Annotated in this window: 16 protein-coding genes; 7 read left to right on the top strand and 9 right to left on the bottom strand. The window is 71.0% G+C overall.

Annotation, left to right across the window (positions count from 1 at the left end; all coding sequences use genetic code 11):
• Positions 1 to 121 precede the first annotated feature (121 nt).
• Together AC07C1_RS02005 and AC07C1_RS02000 are read left to right on the top strand one after the other, a co-directional pair.
• A complete protein-coding gene (locus AC07C1_RS02005; protein ID WP_478936268.1) occupies positions 122 to 580 on the top strand; it encodes a DUF485 domain-containing protein in 459 nt (152 codons plus the stop codon).
• Positions 577 to 2,193: a sodium/solute symporter gene (locus AC07C1_RS02000; protein ID WP_478936267.1), complete on the top strand. Its 1,617-nt coding sequence runs from the start codon at positions 577 to 579 to the stop codon at positions 2,191 to 2,193. The genes AC07C1_RS02005 and AC07C1_RS02000 overlap by 4 nt, the downstream gene beginning before the upstream one ends.
• A gap of 97 nt (positions 2,194 to 2,290) precedes the next feature.
• Here the strand turns inward: AC07C1_RS02000 and AC07C1_RS01995 are convergent, their stop codons facing one another.
• The 6 genes from AC07C1_RS01995 to AC07C1_RS01970 all read right to left on the bottom strand — a co-directional run bounded on the left by AC07C1_RS01995 (position 2,291) and on the right by AC07C1_RS01970 (position 9,962).
• Positions 2,291 to 4,711: a SpoIIE family protein phosphatase gene (locus tag AC07C1_RS01995; RefSeq protein WP_478936266.1), complete on the bottom strand. Its 2,421-nt coding sequence runs from the start codon at positions 4,709 to 4,711 to the stop codon at positions 2,291 to 2,293.
• 230 nt (positions 4,712 to 4,941) lie between these two features.
• Entirely contained in the window at positions 4,942 to 6,219 is a 1,278-nt protein-coding gene (locus tag AC07C1_RS01990) for an ABC transporter substrate-binding protein (protein ID WP_478936264.1), read from the bottom strand.
• A 5-nt stretch (positions 6,220 to 6,224) separates the two neighbouring features.
• Complete coding sequence (locus AC07C1_RS01985; RefSeq protein ID WP_478936263.1) at positions 6,225 to 7,517, bottom strand: branched-chain amino acid ABC transporter permease; 1,293 nt, start codon at positions 7,515 to 7,517, stop codon at positions 6,225 to 6,227.
• Complete coding sequence (locus AC07C1_RS01980; protein ID WP_478936262.1) at positions 7,514 to 8,395, bottom strand: branched-chain amino acid ABC transporter permease; 882 nt, start codon at positions 8,393 to 8,395, stop codon at positions 7,514 to 7,516. The genes AC07C1_RS01985 and AC07C1_RS01980 overlap by 4 nt, the downstream gene beginning before the upstream one ends.
• Positions 8,396 to 8,400: 5 nt before the next feature.
• Complete coding sequence (locus AC07C1_RS01975; protein ID WP_478936261.1) at positions 8,401 to 9,207, bottom strand: ABC transporter ATP-binding protein; 807 nt, start codon at positions 9,205 to 9,207, stop codon at positions 8,401 to 8,403.
• Positions 9,204 to 9,962 carry an ABC transporter ATP-binding protein gene (locus tag AC07C1_RS01970; RefSeq protein ID WP_478936259.1) on the bottom strand — a complete coding sequence of 253 codons (759 nt, stop codon included), beginning with the start codon at positions 9,960 to 9,962 and terminating at the stop codon, positions 9,204 to 9,206. Before AC07C1_RS01970 ends, AC07C1_RS01975 begins: the two co-directional genes overlap by 4 nt.
• Positions 9,963 to 10,151: 189 nt before the next feature.
• Between AC07C1_RS01970 and AC07C1_RS01965 the strand changes: the two genes are divergently transcribed.
• From AC07C1_RS01965 to AC07C1_RS01955, 3 genes are read left to right on the top strand one after another with little or no spacing between them, the layout of a single operon-like run.
• Entirely contained in the window at positions 10,152 to 11,447 is a 1,296-nt protein-coding gene (locus tag AC07C1_RS01965) for a PucR family transcriptional regulator (protein ID WP_478936257.1), read from the top strand.
• An 8-nt stretch (positions 11,448 to 11,455) separates the two neighbouring features.
• On the top strand, positions 11,456 to 12,130 hold the full coding sequence (locus AC07C1_RS01960; protein ID WP_478936256.1) for a TetR/AcrR family transcriptional regulator: 675 nt from the start codon (positions 11,456 to 11,458) through the stop codon (positions 12,128 to 12,130).
• Positions 12,127 to 12,510: an ABC transporter permease family protein gene (locus tag AC07C1_RS01955; RefSeq protein ID WP_478936576.1), complete on the top strand. Its 384-nt coding sequence runs from the start codon at positions 12,127 to 12,129 to the stop codon at positions 12,508 to 12,510. The genes AC07C1_RS01960 and AC07C1_RS01955 overlap by 4 nt, the downstream gene beginning before the upstream one ends.
• 91 nt (positions 12,511 to 12,601) lie before the next feature.
• Here the strand turns inward: AC07C1_RS01955 and AC07C1_RS01950 are convergent, their stop codons facing one another.
• The 3 genes from AC07C1_RS01950 to AC07C1_RS01940 are packed head-to-tail and all read right to left on the bottom strand — an operon-like array spanning position 12,602 to position 15,152.
• Complete coding sequence (locus tag AC07C1_RS01950) at positions 12,602 to 13,765, bottom strand: oxygenase MpaB family protein (RefSeq protein WP_478936255.1); 1,164 nt, start codon at positions 13,763 to 13,765, stop codon at positions 12,602 to 12,604.
• Positions 13,766 to 13,822: 57 nt separating this feature from the next.
• Positions 13,823 to 14,875, bottom strand: a complete 1,053-nt coding sequence (locus tag AC07C1_RS01945; protein WP_478936253.1) for a polyprenyl synthetase family protein — start codon at positions 14,873 to 14,875, stop codon at positions 13,823 to 13,825.
• A complete protein-coding gene (locus AC07C1_RS01940; RefSeq protein ID WP_478936251.1) occupies positions 14,868 to 15,152 on the bottom strand; it encodes a polyprenyl synthetase in 285 nt (94 codons plus the stop codon). Before AC07C1_RS01940 ends, AC07C1_RS01945 begins: the two co-directional genes overlap by 8 nt.
• A gap of 270 nt (positions 15,153 to 15,422) precedes the next feature.
• Here AC07C1_RS01940 and AC07C1_RS01935 point away from each other — a divergent pair, with 270 nt between their 5' ends.
• Together AC07C1_RS01935 and AC07C1_RS01930 are read left to right on the top strand one after the other, a co-directional pair.
• Complete coding sequence (locus AC07C1_RS01935; RefSeq protein WP_478936250.1) at positions 15,423 to 15,833, top strand: DUF6234 family protein; 411 nt, start codon at positions 15,423 to 15,425, stop codon at positions 15,831 to 15,833.
• A gap of 338 nt (positions 15,834 to 16,171) precedes the next feature.
• Complete coding sequence (locus AC07C1_RS01930; RefSeq protein WP_478936249.1) at positions 16,172 to 17,416, top strand: PP2C family protein-serine/threonine phosphatase; 1,245 nt, start codon at positions 16,172 to 16,174, stop codon at positions 17,414 to 17,416.
• Positions 17,417 to 17,466 lie beyond the last annotated feature (50 nt).

The following is a 17,466-nucleotide window of genomic DNA, read 5'->3' as shown; positions in this document are numbered from 1 at the left end:
GAACCCGAAACGTGACCCGCAGCAGACTTACAGACATCCCAACCAGTCGGTATGGTGCGCCGCCTGAACCACTCCTCTCCCTCATCCCTCCACGGATCCGAGCCGCAGTGAAGGCCAGGCGATGACATACCCCGACGAGAACCCGTATCCGCCCTCTGCACCACCGGGATGGCCCCTGCCGCAGACCGACCCCCAGTCGTACGGACAGGCCGCGCGCCGGTACGACGCGTACGGGCACGTCCCCTGGGACGAGCCGTACACGCACGAGACCCATCGGCACGGCGCCGACCTGGCGGCCCTCCGCTCGGCCTATCGCGTGCTCCGCCGGACCTCCACGTTCGCCGCGCTCGGCTCCTTCGTGGTGTACGTCGTGCTGTCCTGCTGTGCGCCGGACCTGATGGGCTCCAAGATCGCCGGGGAGCTGAGCCTGGGAATGGCCCTGGGGGTCCTCCAGCTCGTCGTCACCTTCGCGGCGGTCTTCTGGTACGGCCGCGGCGCACAACGCTCGGTCGATCCGCTGGCCCGCGCCGTCAGGGAGCGGGCGGTCCCCACGGCCCGGGACGCGAGGGCGGCGAGATGAACGACCTCGGCTCCGGGACGCAGGCCGCCGTCCTCCTCCTGTTCACCGCCCTGGTCACCCTCACGCTGCTGATATGCGTGATGGCGGGACCGGACCGCGACGACCTGACGAACTTCTACACCGGCTACCTCTCGCTCACCCCGTTCAAGAACGGCCTGGCCATCGCGGGCGACTACATCTCCGCGGCCACGGTGCTGAGCACCACCGGCATCGTCGCGCTCGCCGGATACGACGGTTACGTCCTCGCGGTCAGCACCGCCCTGTCGCTGGTGGTGCTGATGTTCCTGCTGGCCGAACCGCTGCGCAACGCCGGCCGGTTCACCATGGGCGACGTCCTGGCCCGCAACATGCCCGGGCGGGCGGTGCGCATCGCCGCCTGCGTGGTGACGCTTTCGGCGACCCTGCCCTTCCTGGTCGTCCAGCTCTCCGGGGCCGGGTCGCTGCTCACCTTCATCCTGAACCTCCCGCACGTGGCGGGCGCCAGGACGGTGTGCATCATCATGGTCGGCAGCCTGATGATCATCTACGCGGCGCTCGGCGGGATGAGAGGCACCGCGCTCATCCAGATGATCAAGATCGTCATCCTGCTCGGCACCAGCGCCCTCGTCGCCGCCCTGGTGCTGAACCGCTTCGGCTGGAGCCCCGGCAACGTGCTCAGGGCCGCTCAGCACGGCAGCGGGGCGGGCCCGGCCTTCCTCCAGCAGGGCCTGGAACTGGGCACCTCGGCCGTCGACCGGCTCGACTTCATCGGTCTTCAGATCACCGTCGTCCTCGGCGTGGCCTGCCTGCCCCACATCACGATGCGTCTGTACTCCGCGCGGGACGTGCCGGCCGTACGCCGCTCCATGTCGTGGGCGGTCGGCACGGTCACCACGTTCTGTCTGCTCGTGATCATCATGGGTACGGGCGCGGCGGCACTGGTGGGATCGCGGTACATCACCGAGGCCGATCCGCAGGGCAGGACGTCGGTGCTCATGCTGTCGCAGGTACTCGGCCAGACACATGGCTCCGTGGGCACGACGATTCTCTACTCGGCCGTGGCGGGCATGGTGTTCATCACCCTGTTGTCGTCGGTCGCGGGGATGACCCTGGCCGCGGCCTCGTCGCTCGCCCACGACCTGTTCGCCCATGCGGTACGGCGGGGCCAGGCCGAGCCGCGTACGGAGATGACCGTGGCGGTGTGGACGAGCGTGGCCGTGGGAACCGCCGCGATCGGGCTCGCCACCCTGGTCCAGGACTGGAATGTCGGCGTGCTGACCACTCTGGCCATCTGCATAGGCGCGTCGGCGGTGGCACCCGCGCTCACCTACTCCCTGTTCTGGCGCGGATTCACCCGCACCGGCCTGCTCGCCGCCCTCTACGGCGGCGCGGCCTGCGCGCTGCTGCTGATGGTCTTCTCCAAGGCCGTGTCGGGCATGCCGTCCGCGGTCTTCCCGGACGCCGACTTCCATCTGTTCCCCATGCAGTCCACCGGGCTGGTCTCCGTCCCGTTCGGCTACCTGGCGGGCTGGCTGGGCAGCCGCCTGGACCACCGGCGCCGCGCCGCGGGCAGCCTGGAGACCCGGCGGCTGTACGAGGAGAGCGAGGCACAGCTGCTGGCCGCGGCCGAGTGACCACGGCAGGGCGGGCGGGCTGCGCGAACGGTCTCCGTGCCGCCGCAGCCCGCCCGGCGTGGCCGGGACCGTATGGGCCCGGGTGCGTGTGTGACGGTCAGCTGAACATGCCGGCCAACGGCTGTTCGGTCCACACGGTCTTGCCCTCGCGGGTGTAGCGGGTACCCCAGCGTTCGGCCATCTGGGCCACCAGGAACAGGCCGCGCCCGTCCTCATCGGTGGTACGGGCGCGGCGCAGGTGGGGCGAGGTATGGCTGGTGTCGCTGACCTCGCACACCAGACACCGTTCCCGGATCAGCCGCAGGGTCGCGGGGCCGCTGGCGTACCGGTAGACGTTGGTGACCAGTTCGCTGGCGATCAACTCGGTGGTGAACGCCAAGTGCTCCAGACCCCATTCGGTCAGCTTGGCCGCGGTCAGTGCCCGGGCGCGGGCGGCGCTCGCGGGCTCCAGCGGCAGCTGCCAGGAGGCGACATCGTCCGGCGGCAGCATGCGGGTGCGGGCGACCAGCAAGGCGACGTCGTCGCTGGGACGCGCGGGCACGAGCGCGTCGACAACCGCCTGGCATGTCCGTTCCAGCGCGTCAGCGGGGCGGGTGAGCGCTCCGCACAGCTTGGTCAGACCGATGTCGGCGTCGATGTGGCGTTCGCCGATGAGCCCGTTGGTGTACAGGCACAGCAGGCTTCCCTCGGCCAGTTCGACCTCCCGGGCCTCGAACGGCAGGCCGCCCAGGCCGAGGGGTGGACCGGCGGGCAGGTCGAGCGGCGCCACCTGTCCCTCCGGGGTGGTCACCACCGGCGGTGGATGGCCGGCCCGCGCCATGGAGCAGAGCCCGGACACCGGGTCGTACACGGCGTACAGGCAGGTGGCACCGACGACCTGCTCGCCCACCGGCCGTTCGCCCGCTGCTTCCTGCTCGGCCGCCAGCAGATCGACCAGGTCGTCCAGGCGGGAGAGGACCTCGTCCGGTTCCAGGTCGAGGCTGGCGAGCGTGTGCACGGCGGTCCGCAGCCGGCCCATCGTGGCGGCAGCGTGGAGGCCGCGTCCCACCACATCGCCGACGACGAGGGCGACCCGGGCCCCGGACAGGGGGATGACGTCGAACCAGTCGCCGCCCAGGCCCGGGGCCGCGCTGGCCGGCAGGTACCGCAGGGCCACCTCGACGGCCGACTGGTCCGGGACCGTCCGGGGCAGCAGGCTGCTCTGCAAGGTGAACGCGGTCTCCTGCTGCTGGGTGAAGCGCCGGGCGTTGTCGATGGCGACGGCGGCGCGCGCGGCGAGTTCCTGGGCGAGGGTGAGATCGTCCGCCTCGAAGGGATCGGGGCGGCGCGAACGCCACAGGGTCATCACGCCCAGCACCAGGCCACGTGCGGCCAGGGGTACCACGATCAGCGAGTGGACGCCCAGGTCCGGAGCGTGGGTCCCCTGGCGGCCCTCCGTGGAGAACCAGTCGGGCGGGAGAACCGGTTCCAGGACGGGCCGCCCTTCGGCCAGGCATCTGGCCTGGGGTGTGTCCGGCGCGAACTCCACCGGCTCGCCCTGGGGGTGGGGCGGCCCGGGTTGCCGGGCGCCGACGCCGCTGGCCCCCACTCGTACCAGGGGCCCTGCCATGGCCTGAGCCAGTTCCTCACCGCGGGTCACCGGCTGCAGCAGGTCCACCGACACATGGTCGGCGAGGTGGGGCACCATCACCTCGGCGAGTTCCCGGGCGGTCTCCGCCACGTCGAGGGTGGTTCCGATACGGCTGCCGGCCTGGTCGAGGAGCGCGAGCCGACGCTGGGCCCGATGACGCTCGGTGATGTCCTCGATCATCTCGGCCACGCCCAGGACGCGCCCGGCAGGATCCTCCATCCGGAAGGACGAGACCAACGCGACCCGCTCGCGTGCCGGATCCCACTCCAGGCGAGCGAACTGCTCGGAGTAGACCAGCGGTTTCCCGGTCTCGATGACCTGGCGCGCACGGTCCACGGCCTTGCGTGCGTCGTCGGGGAGGAGCAGATAGCCGGTGGGCAGCCCCCGGAAGTGTTCTGCAGGGATGCCGGTGAAGCGTTCGATGGCCCGGTTGACCCGGAGAACCGTCAGATCGGGGCCGTGAACGACCAGGCCGATCGGGCACCTGCGGAACAACCCGTCGAGCAGCGCGCGGTCCCTTTGCCACTCCAGGACGTCGGCCGCGGGTGCCCCGGCGAGAAACCACTCACGGACCCGGTCGTCGCGTGAGACCGCATGGGCTCGGAGCCCCATCTCCACCAGCCGCCCGTCGCGGTGCCGCACCGTGCACACCCCGAACCAGCCGCCGGTTCTCCTGCAGCTCGCCGCGACGTCCCTCACAGCCGGCAGATCGCGGGGATCGACGAGGACCTCGGACGCCGGACGGCCGATCACGGCTGTGTCCGGGTAGCCGAGCAGTTCCTGGGCCCGCCGGCTCCATCCGGTCACGGTTCCCCGGTCGTCGAGCACCGCCAGGGCGGCCAGGTGCAGGGCGAACGGATCGTCGTGGCCTTCGCTGAGCTCCGTCATCCGCTTCTCCACCGCTGGACACCACCTTGCACTCGGTCGCGATGTTCTGCCTCGGGGTCCGCCACGTAAGCCTATTGAACCCGGTGCGGCCACGACCGCGCCCGCCACGCGGCACGGCGTGGCGGGCGCAGGGGGGACTGCGGACATGACGGCCCGCTCGTCGGCGGGGGCTGACGGAGCGGGGGCGGTCCCCAGGGGTCAGGGCATCGACCGGGACCGCCCCCGCCGGCTCACTCGGCGACCGGGCCGAACTCCTTGCGGGTGTCCACCGGCTTGCCGAACAGCTGCCACCGCTCACCCTTGAACCGCATCAGCTGCATCGTCTCGAGCGGGAAGGCGTCGCCGTGGCCCGTGGACATGGTGACCCCGGGCAGCAGCATGCCGACCTTCACGTTCTTCAGGTGGCGCACCGCGTCCCGCAGCCCTTCCCTGGTCGGGCACTTCATCGCGTCCAGGGCCTGGTGCAGGCTGGAGGCGACGGCCCAGCCGTAGGCGTTGAACTGGTTGGCCGGGTCGGCGTCGGGAGCGTACTTGTGCAGGGCGTTCGTGTACGTCTTCATCTCGGGGTCCTTCGCCCACTGCGGGTCGGCGGGGTCCTTGAAGTAGGTCGCCGATACCACGCCCTGGACGTTCTTGAACCCGACGGGCTTGAGCACGGCGGCGGACGAGGCCACGTTGTTCACGATGTGCAGCGGGTTCCACTTGGTGTTCCTGGCGTCGGCGGCGAGGGCCTGGCTGCCGAACTTGGGCGTGGTGATGTTGAGCAGCACGTCCGCCTTGGAGCGGGCGAGGCTCGCCATCTGCGCCGACACGGAGGGGTCGGTGACCTCGTAGCTCTCCGTGGCGACCACCTTGATGCCGCTGCCGGCCACGGCCTTCTTGAACCCGCCGAGCAGGTCCTTGCCGAAGTCGTCGTTCTGGTAGAGGACCGCGACCCTGGCCTTCGGCTTCTCGTCCTTGAGGTACTTGGCGTACACCCGTGCCTCGGCGACGTAGTTGGGCTGCCACCCGATGGTCCACGGGTGCTTGTCGTCCGCGCCCCAGGCCGAGGCTCCCGTGGCGACGAAGGGCTGCGGCACCTTCTGCTTGTTGAGGTAGTCCCACACGGCCGCCGTGGACGGGGTGCCCAGGGTCTGGAACACCGCGAAGACCTTCTCCTGCTCGACGAGTCTGCGGGCCTCCTCGACCGCCTTGGGCGGCTGGTAGCCGTCGTCGCGGACGGTGAACTCGACCTTGCGGCCGTCTATGCCGCCCTTGTCGTTGACGTACTTGAAGTAGGCGGCCACGCCCTTGCTGATCGTGCCGTAGGCGGAGGCGGGTCCCGACAGCGGGTAGATCCCGCCCAGCTTGATGGTCTTGTCGGTGATGCCGGTGGTCTGCTGGCCCTTGCAGGCACCGCCGGCGGCGGTGTCCTGGGCGTCCTGCCCGCGCTGGCTGCTGCAGGCGGTCGCGGTGAGCAGGGCGGCGGCAGCGGCCGCGGCCGCCCGCAGAACGGTCGTCTTGCGCATGTGATTCATTCCTTTTCGGTACGGGGCGGTGCGCCCACGGGCTCGGCGTCGACAACTGCGGGGTCCGCGGGGGTGAGGGTCGCGGAGGGTCGGGATGCGGCTTGGGGCTTCGGCTCCGCGTCGGGCGCGGCTTCGGCCCGGGACTGTGGCTCCGCGTCGGACGCGGACTCGGCCCGGGACTGTGGCTCCGCGTCGGACGCGGACTCGGCCCGGGACCGTGGCTCCGCGTCCGGTGCGGACTCGGCCCGGGAATCCGGCTCCGCGTCCGGCGCGGACCCGGTTTCGGGGGCCGGGTCGAGGGCGGCGGTGGTGCGGGCCGGGCGACGGGTGACAACGGCCCGGACACGGCCCGGCAGACCGGCCAGTCCCGTCGGGGCCACGAACATCACCGCGATGATCAGCAGGCCGAACACCACTCCCGGCGCCGCCTCACTGAGGTCCTGCGACACGCTCGGCACGTACATCACGAACGCCGCCCCCAGCAGGGGCCCGTACAGCGAGGCGAGCCCCCCGACCACGAGGCCGGCCAGCAGCGTGATGGAGAGAACGAAGCTGAAGGAGTCCGGCGAGACGAAGCCGATCACCCAGGTGTACAGACACCCGGCGACGCCCGCGAACATCGCGCTCCACGCGAAGGCGAGGGTCTTGTGCAGCGACAGACGCACGCCCATGACCTCGGCGGCGCTCTCGTTGTCCCGCACGGCCAGCAGTGCCCGGCCGACCCGGGACCGCAGCAGGTTGCGGGCGAGCAGCAGGGCCACCCCGGTGACGGCGAGGACGACGAGGTACATCCACTGGTCCTCGGCCAGCCCGGTCCACGCGGGCGGCTGCAGCTTGTCCACGGTCAGCCCCATGGAGCCGCCCGTCACCGGTTCGAGCCGCTTGAGCAGGGGCGGCAGGAACACCGCGAACGAGAGCGTGACCAGGGCCAGATACAGGCCGCGCAGCCGCAGGGCGGGCACACCGAAGCCGAGGCCCAGCAGGAAGCACGCGGCGGCCGCGACCGGCAGCGTGGCCAGGTGGCCGGTGTCGTACCGGTCGAGCATGACCGCCGCCGTGTAGGCCCCGGCCGCGAAGAAGGCGCCGTGCCCGAGGGAGATCTGCCCACCGAAGCCGACCAGCAGGTTCAGACCGGCCAGTGCCACCGCGTACAGGAGCACCATGGTCAGCTGGAAGACCTGGAAGGGGGCGAAGTAGAACGGTGCGCCGACGGCGGCCGCCGCCGCGAGCAGCACGGTGAGCGCGGCTCGCAGGCGCCGGGCGCGGTCCGTACCGAGTGTTGCGACGATCGTGCTCATGCGCGTTCCACCGCCGCCCGTCCGAACAGGCCCTGGGGCCGTACCAGCAGCACCGCCAGGATGATGACCAAGGGGACGCCCACCTTCAGATCGGCGCCGACCACATCGACGTACGCCCCGGTCAGCGTCTCGGCGACACCCACGAACAGGCCGCCGACGACCGCGCCGACGGGGCTGTCGAAGCCCCCGAGGGTGGCCGCGGCGAACGCGTAGATCAGTACGCCGCCCATCATGTTGGGCTCCAGGAACAGCAGCGGGGCGACGAGCACGCCCGACACGGCGCCGACGGTCGCGGCCAGTCCCCAGCCGAGCATCAGCACCCGGCCGACCCGGATGCCCGAAAGCCGTGCGGAGGCCGGGTTGCCGGCGACCGCCCGCATCACCAGGCCGATGGAGGTGTGCTGGAACAGCAGGTACAGCAGGCCCATCACGACGGCCACCACGCCGATGATCCCGAGCGTCGACCAGTCCACCCGTACTCCGGCCAGGTCGAGCCCGCCGTCGGGGAACGGCTGCGGGAAGTCCTTCACGGTGAACGACCAGATCAGGCCGGCCAGCGCGTTGACGAAGATGAACAGGCCGACCGTGACGATGACCACTGTCAGCTCGGGCGCGCCCTGCACGGGGCGGATGACGAGCCGCTCGACCAGCATGCCGCCGGCGAAGGACACCGCGAGGGTGACCGGCAGCGCCAGCCAGAACGGCATCCCGGACGCCACCAGCTGCCAGGCGACGTAGGTCGAGAGCATGGCCAGCTCGCCCTGCGCGAAGTTGACGATGCCCGTGAACCGGTGGATCAGCACCAGGGCCAGTGCCAGGCTGGCGTACACCGCGCCGGAGCCCAGTCCTTCCACCACTTGCTGGAGAAGATCGGTCACGGCGCTCACCCGGCCTTACGCGAGTGGACGGAGACACCGAGGTACACCTCGGCGACCTGCCCGTCCTCGCGGATCTGTGCGGCCGGTCCGGACAGCACCAGGCGGCCGGCCTCCAGTACGTGCGCCCGGTGCGCGATGTCCAGCGCGAGCTGGGCGTTCTGCTCGACGACGACCACGGTGGTGCGTTCCTCCTCGTTGACGGCACGGACGATCTCGAACAGCTCACGGGTGACCAGCGGCGCGAGCCCCAGGGACGGCTCGTCCAGGAGCAGCAGCGAGGGCCGCAGCATCAGCGCCCTGCCGATGGCGAGCATCTGCTGCTCCCCGCCGCTGAGGCTGCCGGCGGCCTGACGCGAGCGCTGGCGCAGTTTGGGGAAGTAGTCGTAGATCCGTTCCAGGTCGGCCGCGACGGCCGCGCGTTCGGCACGGCCCCGCCGCCCGAGACCCGTGCGCGGATGGGCGCCGATGCGCAGGTTCTCCTCGACGGTCAGATCGTTGAAGGTGCCGCGGCCCTCGGGCACATGGGCGACGCCCAGCCGGGCGGCCTGTTCGGGGGAACGGCCCAGCAGCTGCGTACCGTTCAGGGTGACCGAGCCACGGCCGCGGACCATGCCGCACAGCGCCCTGAGGGTCGTGGTCTTGCCCGCGCCGTTGGGTCCGAGGACCGCGCACACCTCGCCGCGGGCGACGGAGAAGTCGAGGCCCTGAAGGACGCGGGCCTGGCCGTATCCGGCGTGCAGGTCGCGGACCTTCAGGAAGTCCGGTTCCGCGCTCTCGGCGGCCTCGGTGCGGTCGGTGGTGGGCTCGCTCACGCGGCCACCCCCAGGTACGCCTCGACGACCGCCGGATCGCGCTGGATCTCCTCCGGTGAGCCCTCGGCGATCTTGCGGCCGAAGTCGAGGCAGACCACCTTGTCGCACAGCCCCATCACGAACCCCATGTGGTGTTCGACCACCACGAGCGTGAGGTCGAAGTCCTGGCGCACCGAGCGGACCAGATCCGCGAACTGGTCGACCTCGCCGTGGCTGAGCCCGTTGACGGGTTCGTCGAGCAGCAGCAGCCGGGGCCGGACCGCCAGTGCCCGGGCGAGTTCGACGCGTTTGAGCGTGCCGAAGGGCAGTCCGGCGGCGGGGTGGCCGGCGACGTCCGCCAGTCCGAGCCGTCGTAGCAGGTCGTCCGCCTGGTCACGTAGTTCCCTCTCCTCCCGCCGGACGCGGGGCAGCCGGAGCGCCGCGGCGAGGTGTCCGGTGCGCCCCCGGCTGTGGGCGCCGACCATGACGTTCTCCCGGACCGTGAGCCGCGGGAACAGCCCCAGGTTCTGGAAGGTGCGGGCGATGCCGCGCCCGGCGACGGCGTGCGGCGGAAGGGCGAGCAGGTCCTCACCCTCGAACCGCACCGCGCCCGCATCGGGGGCGCAGCGCCTGGTGAGGCAGTTGAACAAGGTGGTTTTGCCGGCTCCGTTCGGCCCGATGAGCCCCACGGCGGTGCCCGGCTCGACGGTGAACGCGACACCGTCCAGTGCTGTGATCCCGCCGAAGCGCACGGTGATACCGTCGACCGCGAGCATGAGTGACGCCCCTTCCGAGGTGCTGGGGGGTTGGGCGAGCGTCACAGTAGGCGGGGGCATTGCAGGCGCACATTGGGTGTGGGCACCCAACTTCTCGGTCGCCGAATTGTGCGCGGCGCACAGGTGCCGGCAGATGTCCCCCGCCGAGCCTGTTGACGGACCACGAGTCGGGCGGTGACGATCGGCGCCATGACGCGCGGTCCCGCCCTGGGCGCCCTCCTCCTTTCCGAACCGCTCCGCCGGGAGCGGCGGCGGATCCTGCACGCCGTCCACGACCGGATCGAGGAGGTGGCGGAGACCGCCGTCGAGGTGATGCGCGCCGAGATCCCGTCGTACGCGCTGCAGGACGAGCGGTTCTTCGACGACGTACGGGACCAGGTGCTCGAGCACTACCGGATGCAGCTGGCGGCGCTGGTCGGCGACCGGGACCTCTCTCCCGAGGACCTGACCTTCAGCCGCGCGGCGGCCCTGCGACGAGCCCGCGCGGGGTTCGCGCTGGAGGACTGGATCAGTGCCTTCCGGGTCGGCCGGCAGGTGCTGTGGGATGTGCTGCTGGACTGTGCGGGCACGTCCGCCGAGGCCCAGCAGGCCGCGCTGTCCCTCGTCACACCGCTGATGCGGTACGTCGACTACGCCAGCACCCATGCCGCACAGGCCTACGTCGAGTACCAGCAGCATGTGGTGGCGGACGCGGACCGGGAGCGGCGGGACCTGCTGGAGCAGCTCCTGGTCGGCGTGGCACCGACGCGCGGTCCGCTGTCCGCCGCCGCGCAGGCGTACGGCATCGGACCGCGCTCGCCGATGATGGCGGTCGTGGCGGTGTGTGTCGGCGACACCCGCACCGGGGACCTGACCTCGGCCGAGAACGGATATGCCACCAGCGCGTCGATCAGCATCGCCGGTCCCTGGGCCGGCAGAACCCTGGTCGTCGCGCGCCACGGCGAGGTGGTGGCGGTGCCCGTGGTCCGGGCCGGCATGAACGCGGAGGACATATGTGCCCACTTCGAGGCCGTGCAGCGGCGGCTCGCGCGGGAGGGAACCATGCTCGCCATGGGCATCAGCACGGTAGCCCGGGATGCGTCCGAGCTGCCGCGGGCCTACGCGGAGGCGCGGGCCGTCCTCGACCTGGTGCCGGGCGGGGGCGGGGTGGCGGCGCTGCCGCGACTGTCGCCGTTCGACTATCTGGCGCTGCGGGCCGACGACCTCGCCCGTCAGCTGGTCGATCCCCGCGTGCGTGCGCTGCTGGAGGAGGATCGCAGACGTGGTGACACGCTGGCCGCCACCATACGGGCGTTCGCGGAGGCGGACCTCAATCTGCGGCTGGCCGCCGACCGGCTGCGGGTGCACCACAACACGGCGCACTACCGGTTGCGCCGGATCGAGGAACGCACCGGCCGCAATCCGCGCCGGATCGCCGACCTCCTGGAACTGCTGGTCGCCCTCGCCATCCGCGACGGGGCCGGGGAGAGCGGGGATTGCCAGTGAGTAGCATCGTGGAGTCTGCCGGGACCGAGGCGGCGGGCCGGCCGCCGGAGAGGCAGGACGGCATGGGCCCGTCGGAGGGCCACACCGGCCAGGACGGTTCGATCCGGCGCGCGCTGCTGGACGCCGCGCTGGAGGTGTTCACCGAGCGCGGTTACACCGACGCCGGCCTCACCGAGATCGCGGCGCGCTCCGGCATCCCGGTGGGCAGCCTCTTCCAGCACTACGGCGGCAAACGCGGACTGTATCTCGCCCTGTGGGAGGAGTTCCGGGAGGAGCAGGAGCGCCGGACCGCGGCCACGCTGACCGCCGAGCGCAGCCGTGGGGTGGACGACCCCATCGCCCTCTTCGTGGCGGGGGCCAGGGCGTATCTGGAAGGCGCCTGGGACAACCGGCGGCTCGGCAGAGTTCTCGCGGAGGACGACGGTCCGGCGGGCTTCGACGCGCTGCGCCGCCAGTGGGACCGCGCGTGGGTACGGCGCAACGCCCGGCTCCTGGAGGTGGACGAGCGGCGCCGCGCGGGCCGGGTCCGGGTGAGCGTGCTGACCACCGTCATCGGAGGGGCGGCGCGTGAGCTGGGTGACTGCGGGGACGCGACGGAGGCCGGGGAGATCGTGGACGAGGTGTGCGGCATCCTGGTCCATCTGTCGGCACCGCCGGGCCGGAACACACGGCTGCCTCGATAGGGCGGGCCCTCGATGACCAGGGCGGTCAGCTGCTGACCTCGCTGGCCGTCTCGCTCGGCGCGGTCGTCGTCCGCCTGGCGATCGCGGCCCCGGCGGCGTACGGGCCGGCCCGGTTCGGGCTGCGCGGCTCGCGGACGATCGTGTTCGGCACGCTGATCACCCAGATGGTGCCGGGCATCGTCATCGCCAACGCGCTCTACGACTCGTACGTCGACCTGGGCCTGGTCAACTCCTACTTCGGCGTGATGGTCGGCGCGCATGTCGGTGACCGGGGCTCGGTGATGGCCGCGTCCGTCCTGTCCGCGGTGCCGGCGACGATCCTGCTCGTCCTCGCCCAGAAGTACATCGCCGCCGGCATCACCGGCGGTTCCGTCAAGTGACCCGCGCACAGCCAGGCGATGATCGCCGCACAGCGCCGCTGACGGGGTCCGTGGCGACGGCGCTGGTGGAAACGGCCGTCTCAGGATGCTGTCAGGGCATGAAGGCGGAGGCGGGTGGGGCCCAACGGCTGGTGCCGGGGACTCTGCCGGTGACGCCGTGGTCCTTCTTCAGCTGTTCGGGGATGGCGTAGTGCATGACCCGGCCGCGAGTGAGGGAGGACAACTCGAAGATGGTGGTGAGCTGGCCCAGGCGGTCCAGGGCCCAGGCGCCGAACGGAGAGTTGTCCTCGATGGTCTCCAGGACGCCGAGCAGGCTCGGGACGATCTTGGCGATGTTGTCCCAGGCGGTGCGGGGGACTTGGAGCCAGTCGGCGCAGGTGTCGCCGATGAGGTAGCGGATGAGGGCGGAGACGACGGGGTCGAAGAAGGTGCCGGGCACGACTTCCTCGTAGAGGTCGATCAGCTGCCGGGTCAGGTGGGCGCCCTCGTCGGAGGGGCCCATGTGGCAGATCATGTACAGGTCGAGGAACTCCCGGGCCTCCTCGAGGGTCTTGGGTACGGCGTCCTGGCCGACGCCCAGGACGGCTCCGACGACGCGCCAGGCGTAGAAGTAGGATTCCGCGCCTTCGGTGGACATGTGGATGCCCAGGCGGTGCAGGCTGTCCAGGACGAGCAGGGAGAAGAACATCTGCCCGCCGATCAGGTCCTCCTGGCAGATCGGCACGCCGAGTGAAGCGGTGTCCCACCGGTCTCCTCGTTTCAGGTGGTGGCGGATGGAGGCGTGCAGGAGGCGGACCTTCTGCGCGGCGGGAAGGAAGCGGCCGCCGGCCTCGAAGGCGTCGGGCTGCATGAGGTAGACGGTGAACTGGCCGGTCTCGGCCATCCGCTTGGACGGGTAGTCCAGCCCGTGCGTGGTCGACAGCAGTCTCGCGACGTGTGGGACGACGTAGCAGGCGGGCATGGAGGCGAAGGACAGCGCGGTGGAGATGTGCACGTTGTTGTCGATGAAGAACAGCCGCGCCTTCTCCATCTCGCCCCAGTCCACCCAGGCCGGCGGCACGCTCGTGGCCCGCAGGTACTCGCGGGCGACGTCGGGCAGCCCGTCGGGCAGGGGTGCGCCGGCGCTCGAGACATACCGCATCAGGGTGTTGAACTCGCCCACCTCCCCGCGCTCGAACAGGGTCGCCACGACGGCGTCGGCGAGTTCGTCACCGGACTGACGCAGGGCATCCAGCGACGTTTCGGTGTACTTCATGACAGCAGTCCTTGTCAGCGGGCCGCTCGGCCGTGGCCGGTAGCCGTTCCGGGTCGGTCAGTTGCGACGGTGGGTGGCGGAGCGCGCGAGATCGGTCAGGGCCCCTCGTGCGCGCTGGGGCATGTCGAGCCCGTCGAGGTGGCTGACGGCTTCCCGTACCCGGGAGGCGATCATGTCCTCCACCTCTTGCGGGGCCTTGAGCGCGATCATCAGCTCGCGGACGTCCCGCAGGTGTCCTTCGTCGAGATCTCGGCGTCCCAGCACGTCGGCGAGGTGCTCACGCTGTGCGGGAAGAGCGGCCTGCCAGGTCTTGGCGAGCAGGGTGGTGGGCCGGTGGCCGCGGATGTCGTCCAGGCCGGCCTTGCCGGTGCGATCGGGTTCGCCGAACAGGCCGAGCAGGTCGTCGCGCAGCTGGAACGCCTCCCCCAGCGGCACCCCGTAGGCGGACAGACCGGCACGCAGTCCAGGGGCAGCTCCCGCGAGCAGGCCGCCGATGAGGAGGGGGTGTTCGACGGTGTACTTGGCGGTCTTGTAGCGGACGACCTTCATGGACACGTCCGTGTCCGGGCCGGTGCCCGTACTCAGGATCTCCAGACACTCCCCCGCGATCAGTTCCCGAGCGAGCTGCGCCCACATCGGCCGGGCCCGCGCGAGGTAGGCGGCGGGCAGGCCGCTCGTGGCGAACAGCTGCCCCGCGAGCGCGATGAGGTGATCCCCGACCAGCATGGCCAGGGAGCGGGCGGCGGCGCGGGCCCCTGGTCGCCCGGTCAGGGTGGTCTGCAGAGCGATGTGGACGGTGGGCAGGTTATGGCGCAGGGGGCTGTCGTCGATGATGTCGTCGTGGACGATCGCCGCGGCGTGGACCAGTTCCATGGAAGCCGCCGCTCGCACCAGGGCGTCGCTGTCGGGCTGGCCGGCCGCACGCCACCCCCAGTAGCAGAAGGCCGCCCGCAGCCGCTTGCCCTGCCCGGCCGCCATTCGCAGCTGCTCGGCCACCGGCCGGAGAGCGGGGTCGATCCCGAGAAGGTGCGCGGCTTCCTCGGCCAGGAATTCTCCGAGAACCGCGTCGACGCGTTCCTTGAACGCGGCCGGATCCCAACGCTCAGACATCGCCACCGGATGCCGCCTGCCGGGCAAGAGCGTGCTGGGCCAGCGTCTCCAGGTGTGCGGCGGGGGCGGCGGCGTAGCGGTCCAGTGCGATACCGCCGCGGGACATCAGGTCCTGCTGCGCGTCCCTGGCGATTTCGGCGCCGTCGGAACGGCGCAGCAGTTGCCGCGCCGTTTCGACAGCCGAGCTGATGGTGGTCACCGCGAGGTCCGCCAGACCCGCTACGAGCAGGACCGCCTGCTCGTCGAGACCCGATCCGCTGTGCGGAGTGTGTGGCATGCTGCTGACCCCTCGCACCGTCGTTCATCCACAGCAGTCGCTTCCTTGCGACACTGCCGGTATCAGCATGACTTCGCGATCACTTCGCGTTGCCCGCAATACCGGATCGAGCGATAAGCCCGCACGGGCGTACGATCAGCGGCCACCTGCCGCCTCCGCGGGGACACCGACACTCAGGCTGGTGTCCGGCGGATCGCGCACCGTGCCTGACGCGGAGCTGAGTACAGGTACTCATGCTCCCGTCTCGCCCACGCGGGCAAGGTGGCGGGCATGGAACTGCCCGTCGCCCCGCCCGCCTTCGACGCCACCACCGGCCCCCGACAGCGCTACCGTGCCGACCGGGGCGCCGACATCGGGGCCGGCTGTGGTCTGGTGCTCCTGGAGCTGATCGCCTTGGTGGTGGTCTTTGGGCTCTGGTTCCTGTCCGGGTTCACCCTCGACCCGGCCAGGACCGTGCGGGCCGACTCGTTGTGGGGGTACCTGGCCGCCGCCGGTGGCGTCGGACTCCTCGCCGTCGTGGCGGCCGCGATCGCCGCACGGGCCGGGGCCACCGTGACGGTTGTCAGCCAGGCCGTCATGACCGCCCTGATCTGCGTCATCGTCTTCGGCGGGGCCGCGGCGCAGTCCCACCAGGACCGGTTGTGCCATGACACGCCGGCGGCGTCGGGGTGCGACGGCTAGGGCCTTTCGTTTGGATCATGCCGGATCGGACCGGCTCCAGCCGACGGCGCCCCCCGGCCGCCCCGCGGCCCCGGCAGGATCGGAAGACAGGCCGTAGGCGGATCGACTTGCAGTCACCCTGTGGTGAACGCGATCATCGCCGCCGTAGGAGACGGATGGCACGTCTTGCGCCGTCGCTTCCTCGGCCCCGCGGATGCCGGCGCGTTCGGGGATGTGCCGTGCGCGCCGAGCCGAGGGACCGGCGGGAAGGAAGACGTCCTGGCCGGGCGTGATGGAGGTACCGGGTGAGGTTGGGCGGAACCCGGGGAAGAAGTGGCGACATCGGATGGGAGGTTGCCATGGATGGTGGAGATCTGGAACTGGGCGAGCTCTTGGCCGCCGCGGAGGCCGCGCCGCCTGGAGAGTCAGTCGGCGTGATCGCGCACGACCTGCGCAAGCGCTTCGGGGCCGAGCGTGTCTCGTTCCTGTTCGTCGATCTCATAGGGCAGCGGCTGCTGCGCCTGACCGCGCCCACCGAGGGTGACGCGGCGGACGGTACCGAGCGCATCGACCTTCAGGGCAGCGTCTACGACACGGTTCTGAGCAGCCAGCGCCAGCACGTGGAACCGGACGGCCAGGGCGGACGGCGCGTGATCTCGCCGGTGACCAACCGTGGCGACTGTGTCGGTCTACTGGAGGTGACGCTGCAGTACGCCGACGACACCGTGCTCTCACAGATCAGCGACGCGGCCCACGCGCTGGCCTACATCATCGTCACGGACCGCCGCTTCACCGATCTCTACCACGCGGGCAAGCGCACCACCCAGACCAGCCTGGCCGCCGAGATCCAGCACCAGTTGCTTCCCTCGGCCTCCTGCTGCGAGGCCCCCCAGTTCACCCTCGCCGCGGGGCTGATTCCGGCCGACGACATCGGCGGCGACACCTACGACTACACGCTCGATCGCGACACACTGCACCTGTCCATCACCGACGCCATGGGCCACGACACCAACTCCGCCCTGCTGGCCACGTTGCTGGTCGGTGCTCTGCGCGGCGCCCGCCGCACTGGCTGCGACGCGCTCCAGCAGGCACGTCGCGCCCATGAGGCCCTGCTGTCCCACAGCCGTGGCCTGGCCACCGGACAACTGCTGTGCATCGACCTCGAGACGGGCAACTGCAAGCTGGTCAACGCAGGGCATCCCTGGCCTCTGCGCCTGCGCCGAGGCGCCGCCGAAGCCGAAGAGGTCAAGCTCGCCGTCAACCTGCCGTTCGGCGTGGCGGCACCCGTCTCCTACCAGATGCAGGAACTCCAGCTTCGCCCCGGCGACCGCCTGATCCTGCTCACTGACGGCATGCAGGAACGCGGCGCCGGAGCGGTCGACCTGCCCGCTCTCGTGCGTGACACCCGCGCCGCGCATCCCAGGGAGGCCGTCCGCGCCCTGACGACTGCCGTACTGGATGCCTGCCGGGGGGATCTCAAGGACGACGCCACTGTCATCGTTCTGGACTGGCACGGTGTCCCGCGCGACGACCGGTGCAGAGTCGTGTCCAGACCCACTCACCGATCACCCGCCCCGGGTCGCTCCCCACGGACACGGCCATGAGAGGGAGCGACGGGCCGAGGCGCACGAGGCACGCCTGACACGGTCGGCGC

It is taken from the genome of Streptomyces sp. NPDC045022 (assembly GCF_056432605.1).
This window is presented reverse-complemented; position numbering and strand designations above follow the sequence as displayed.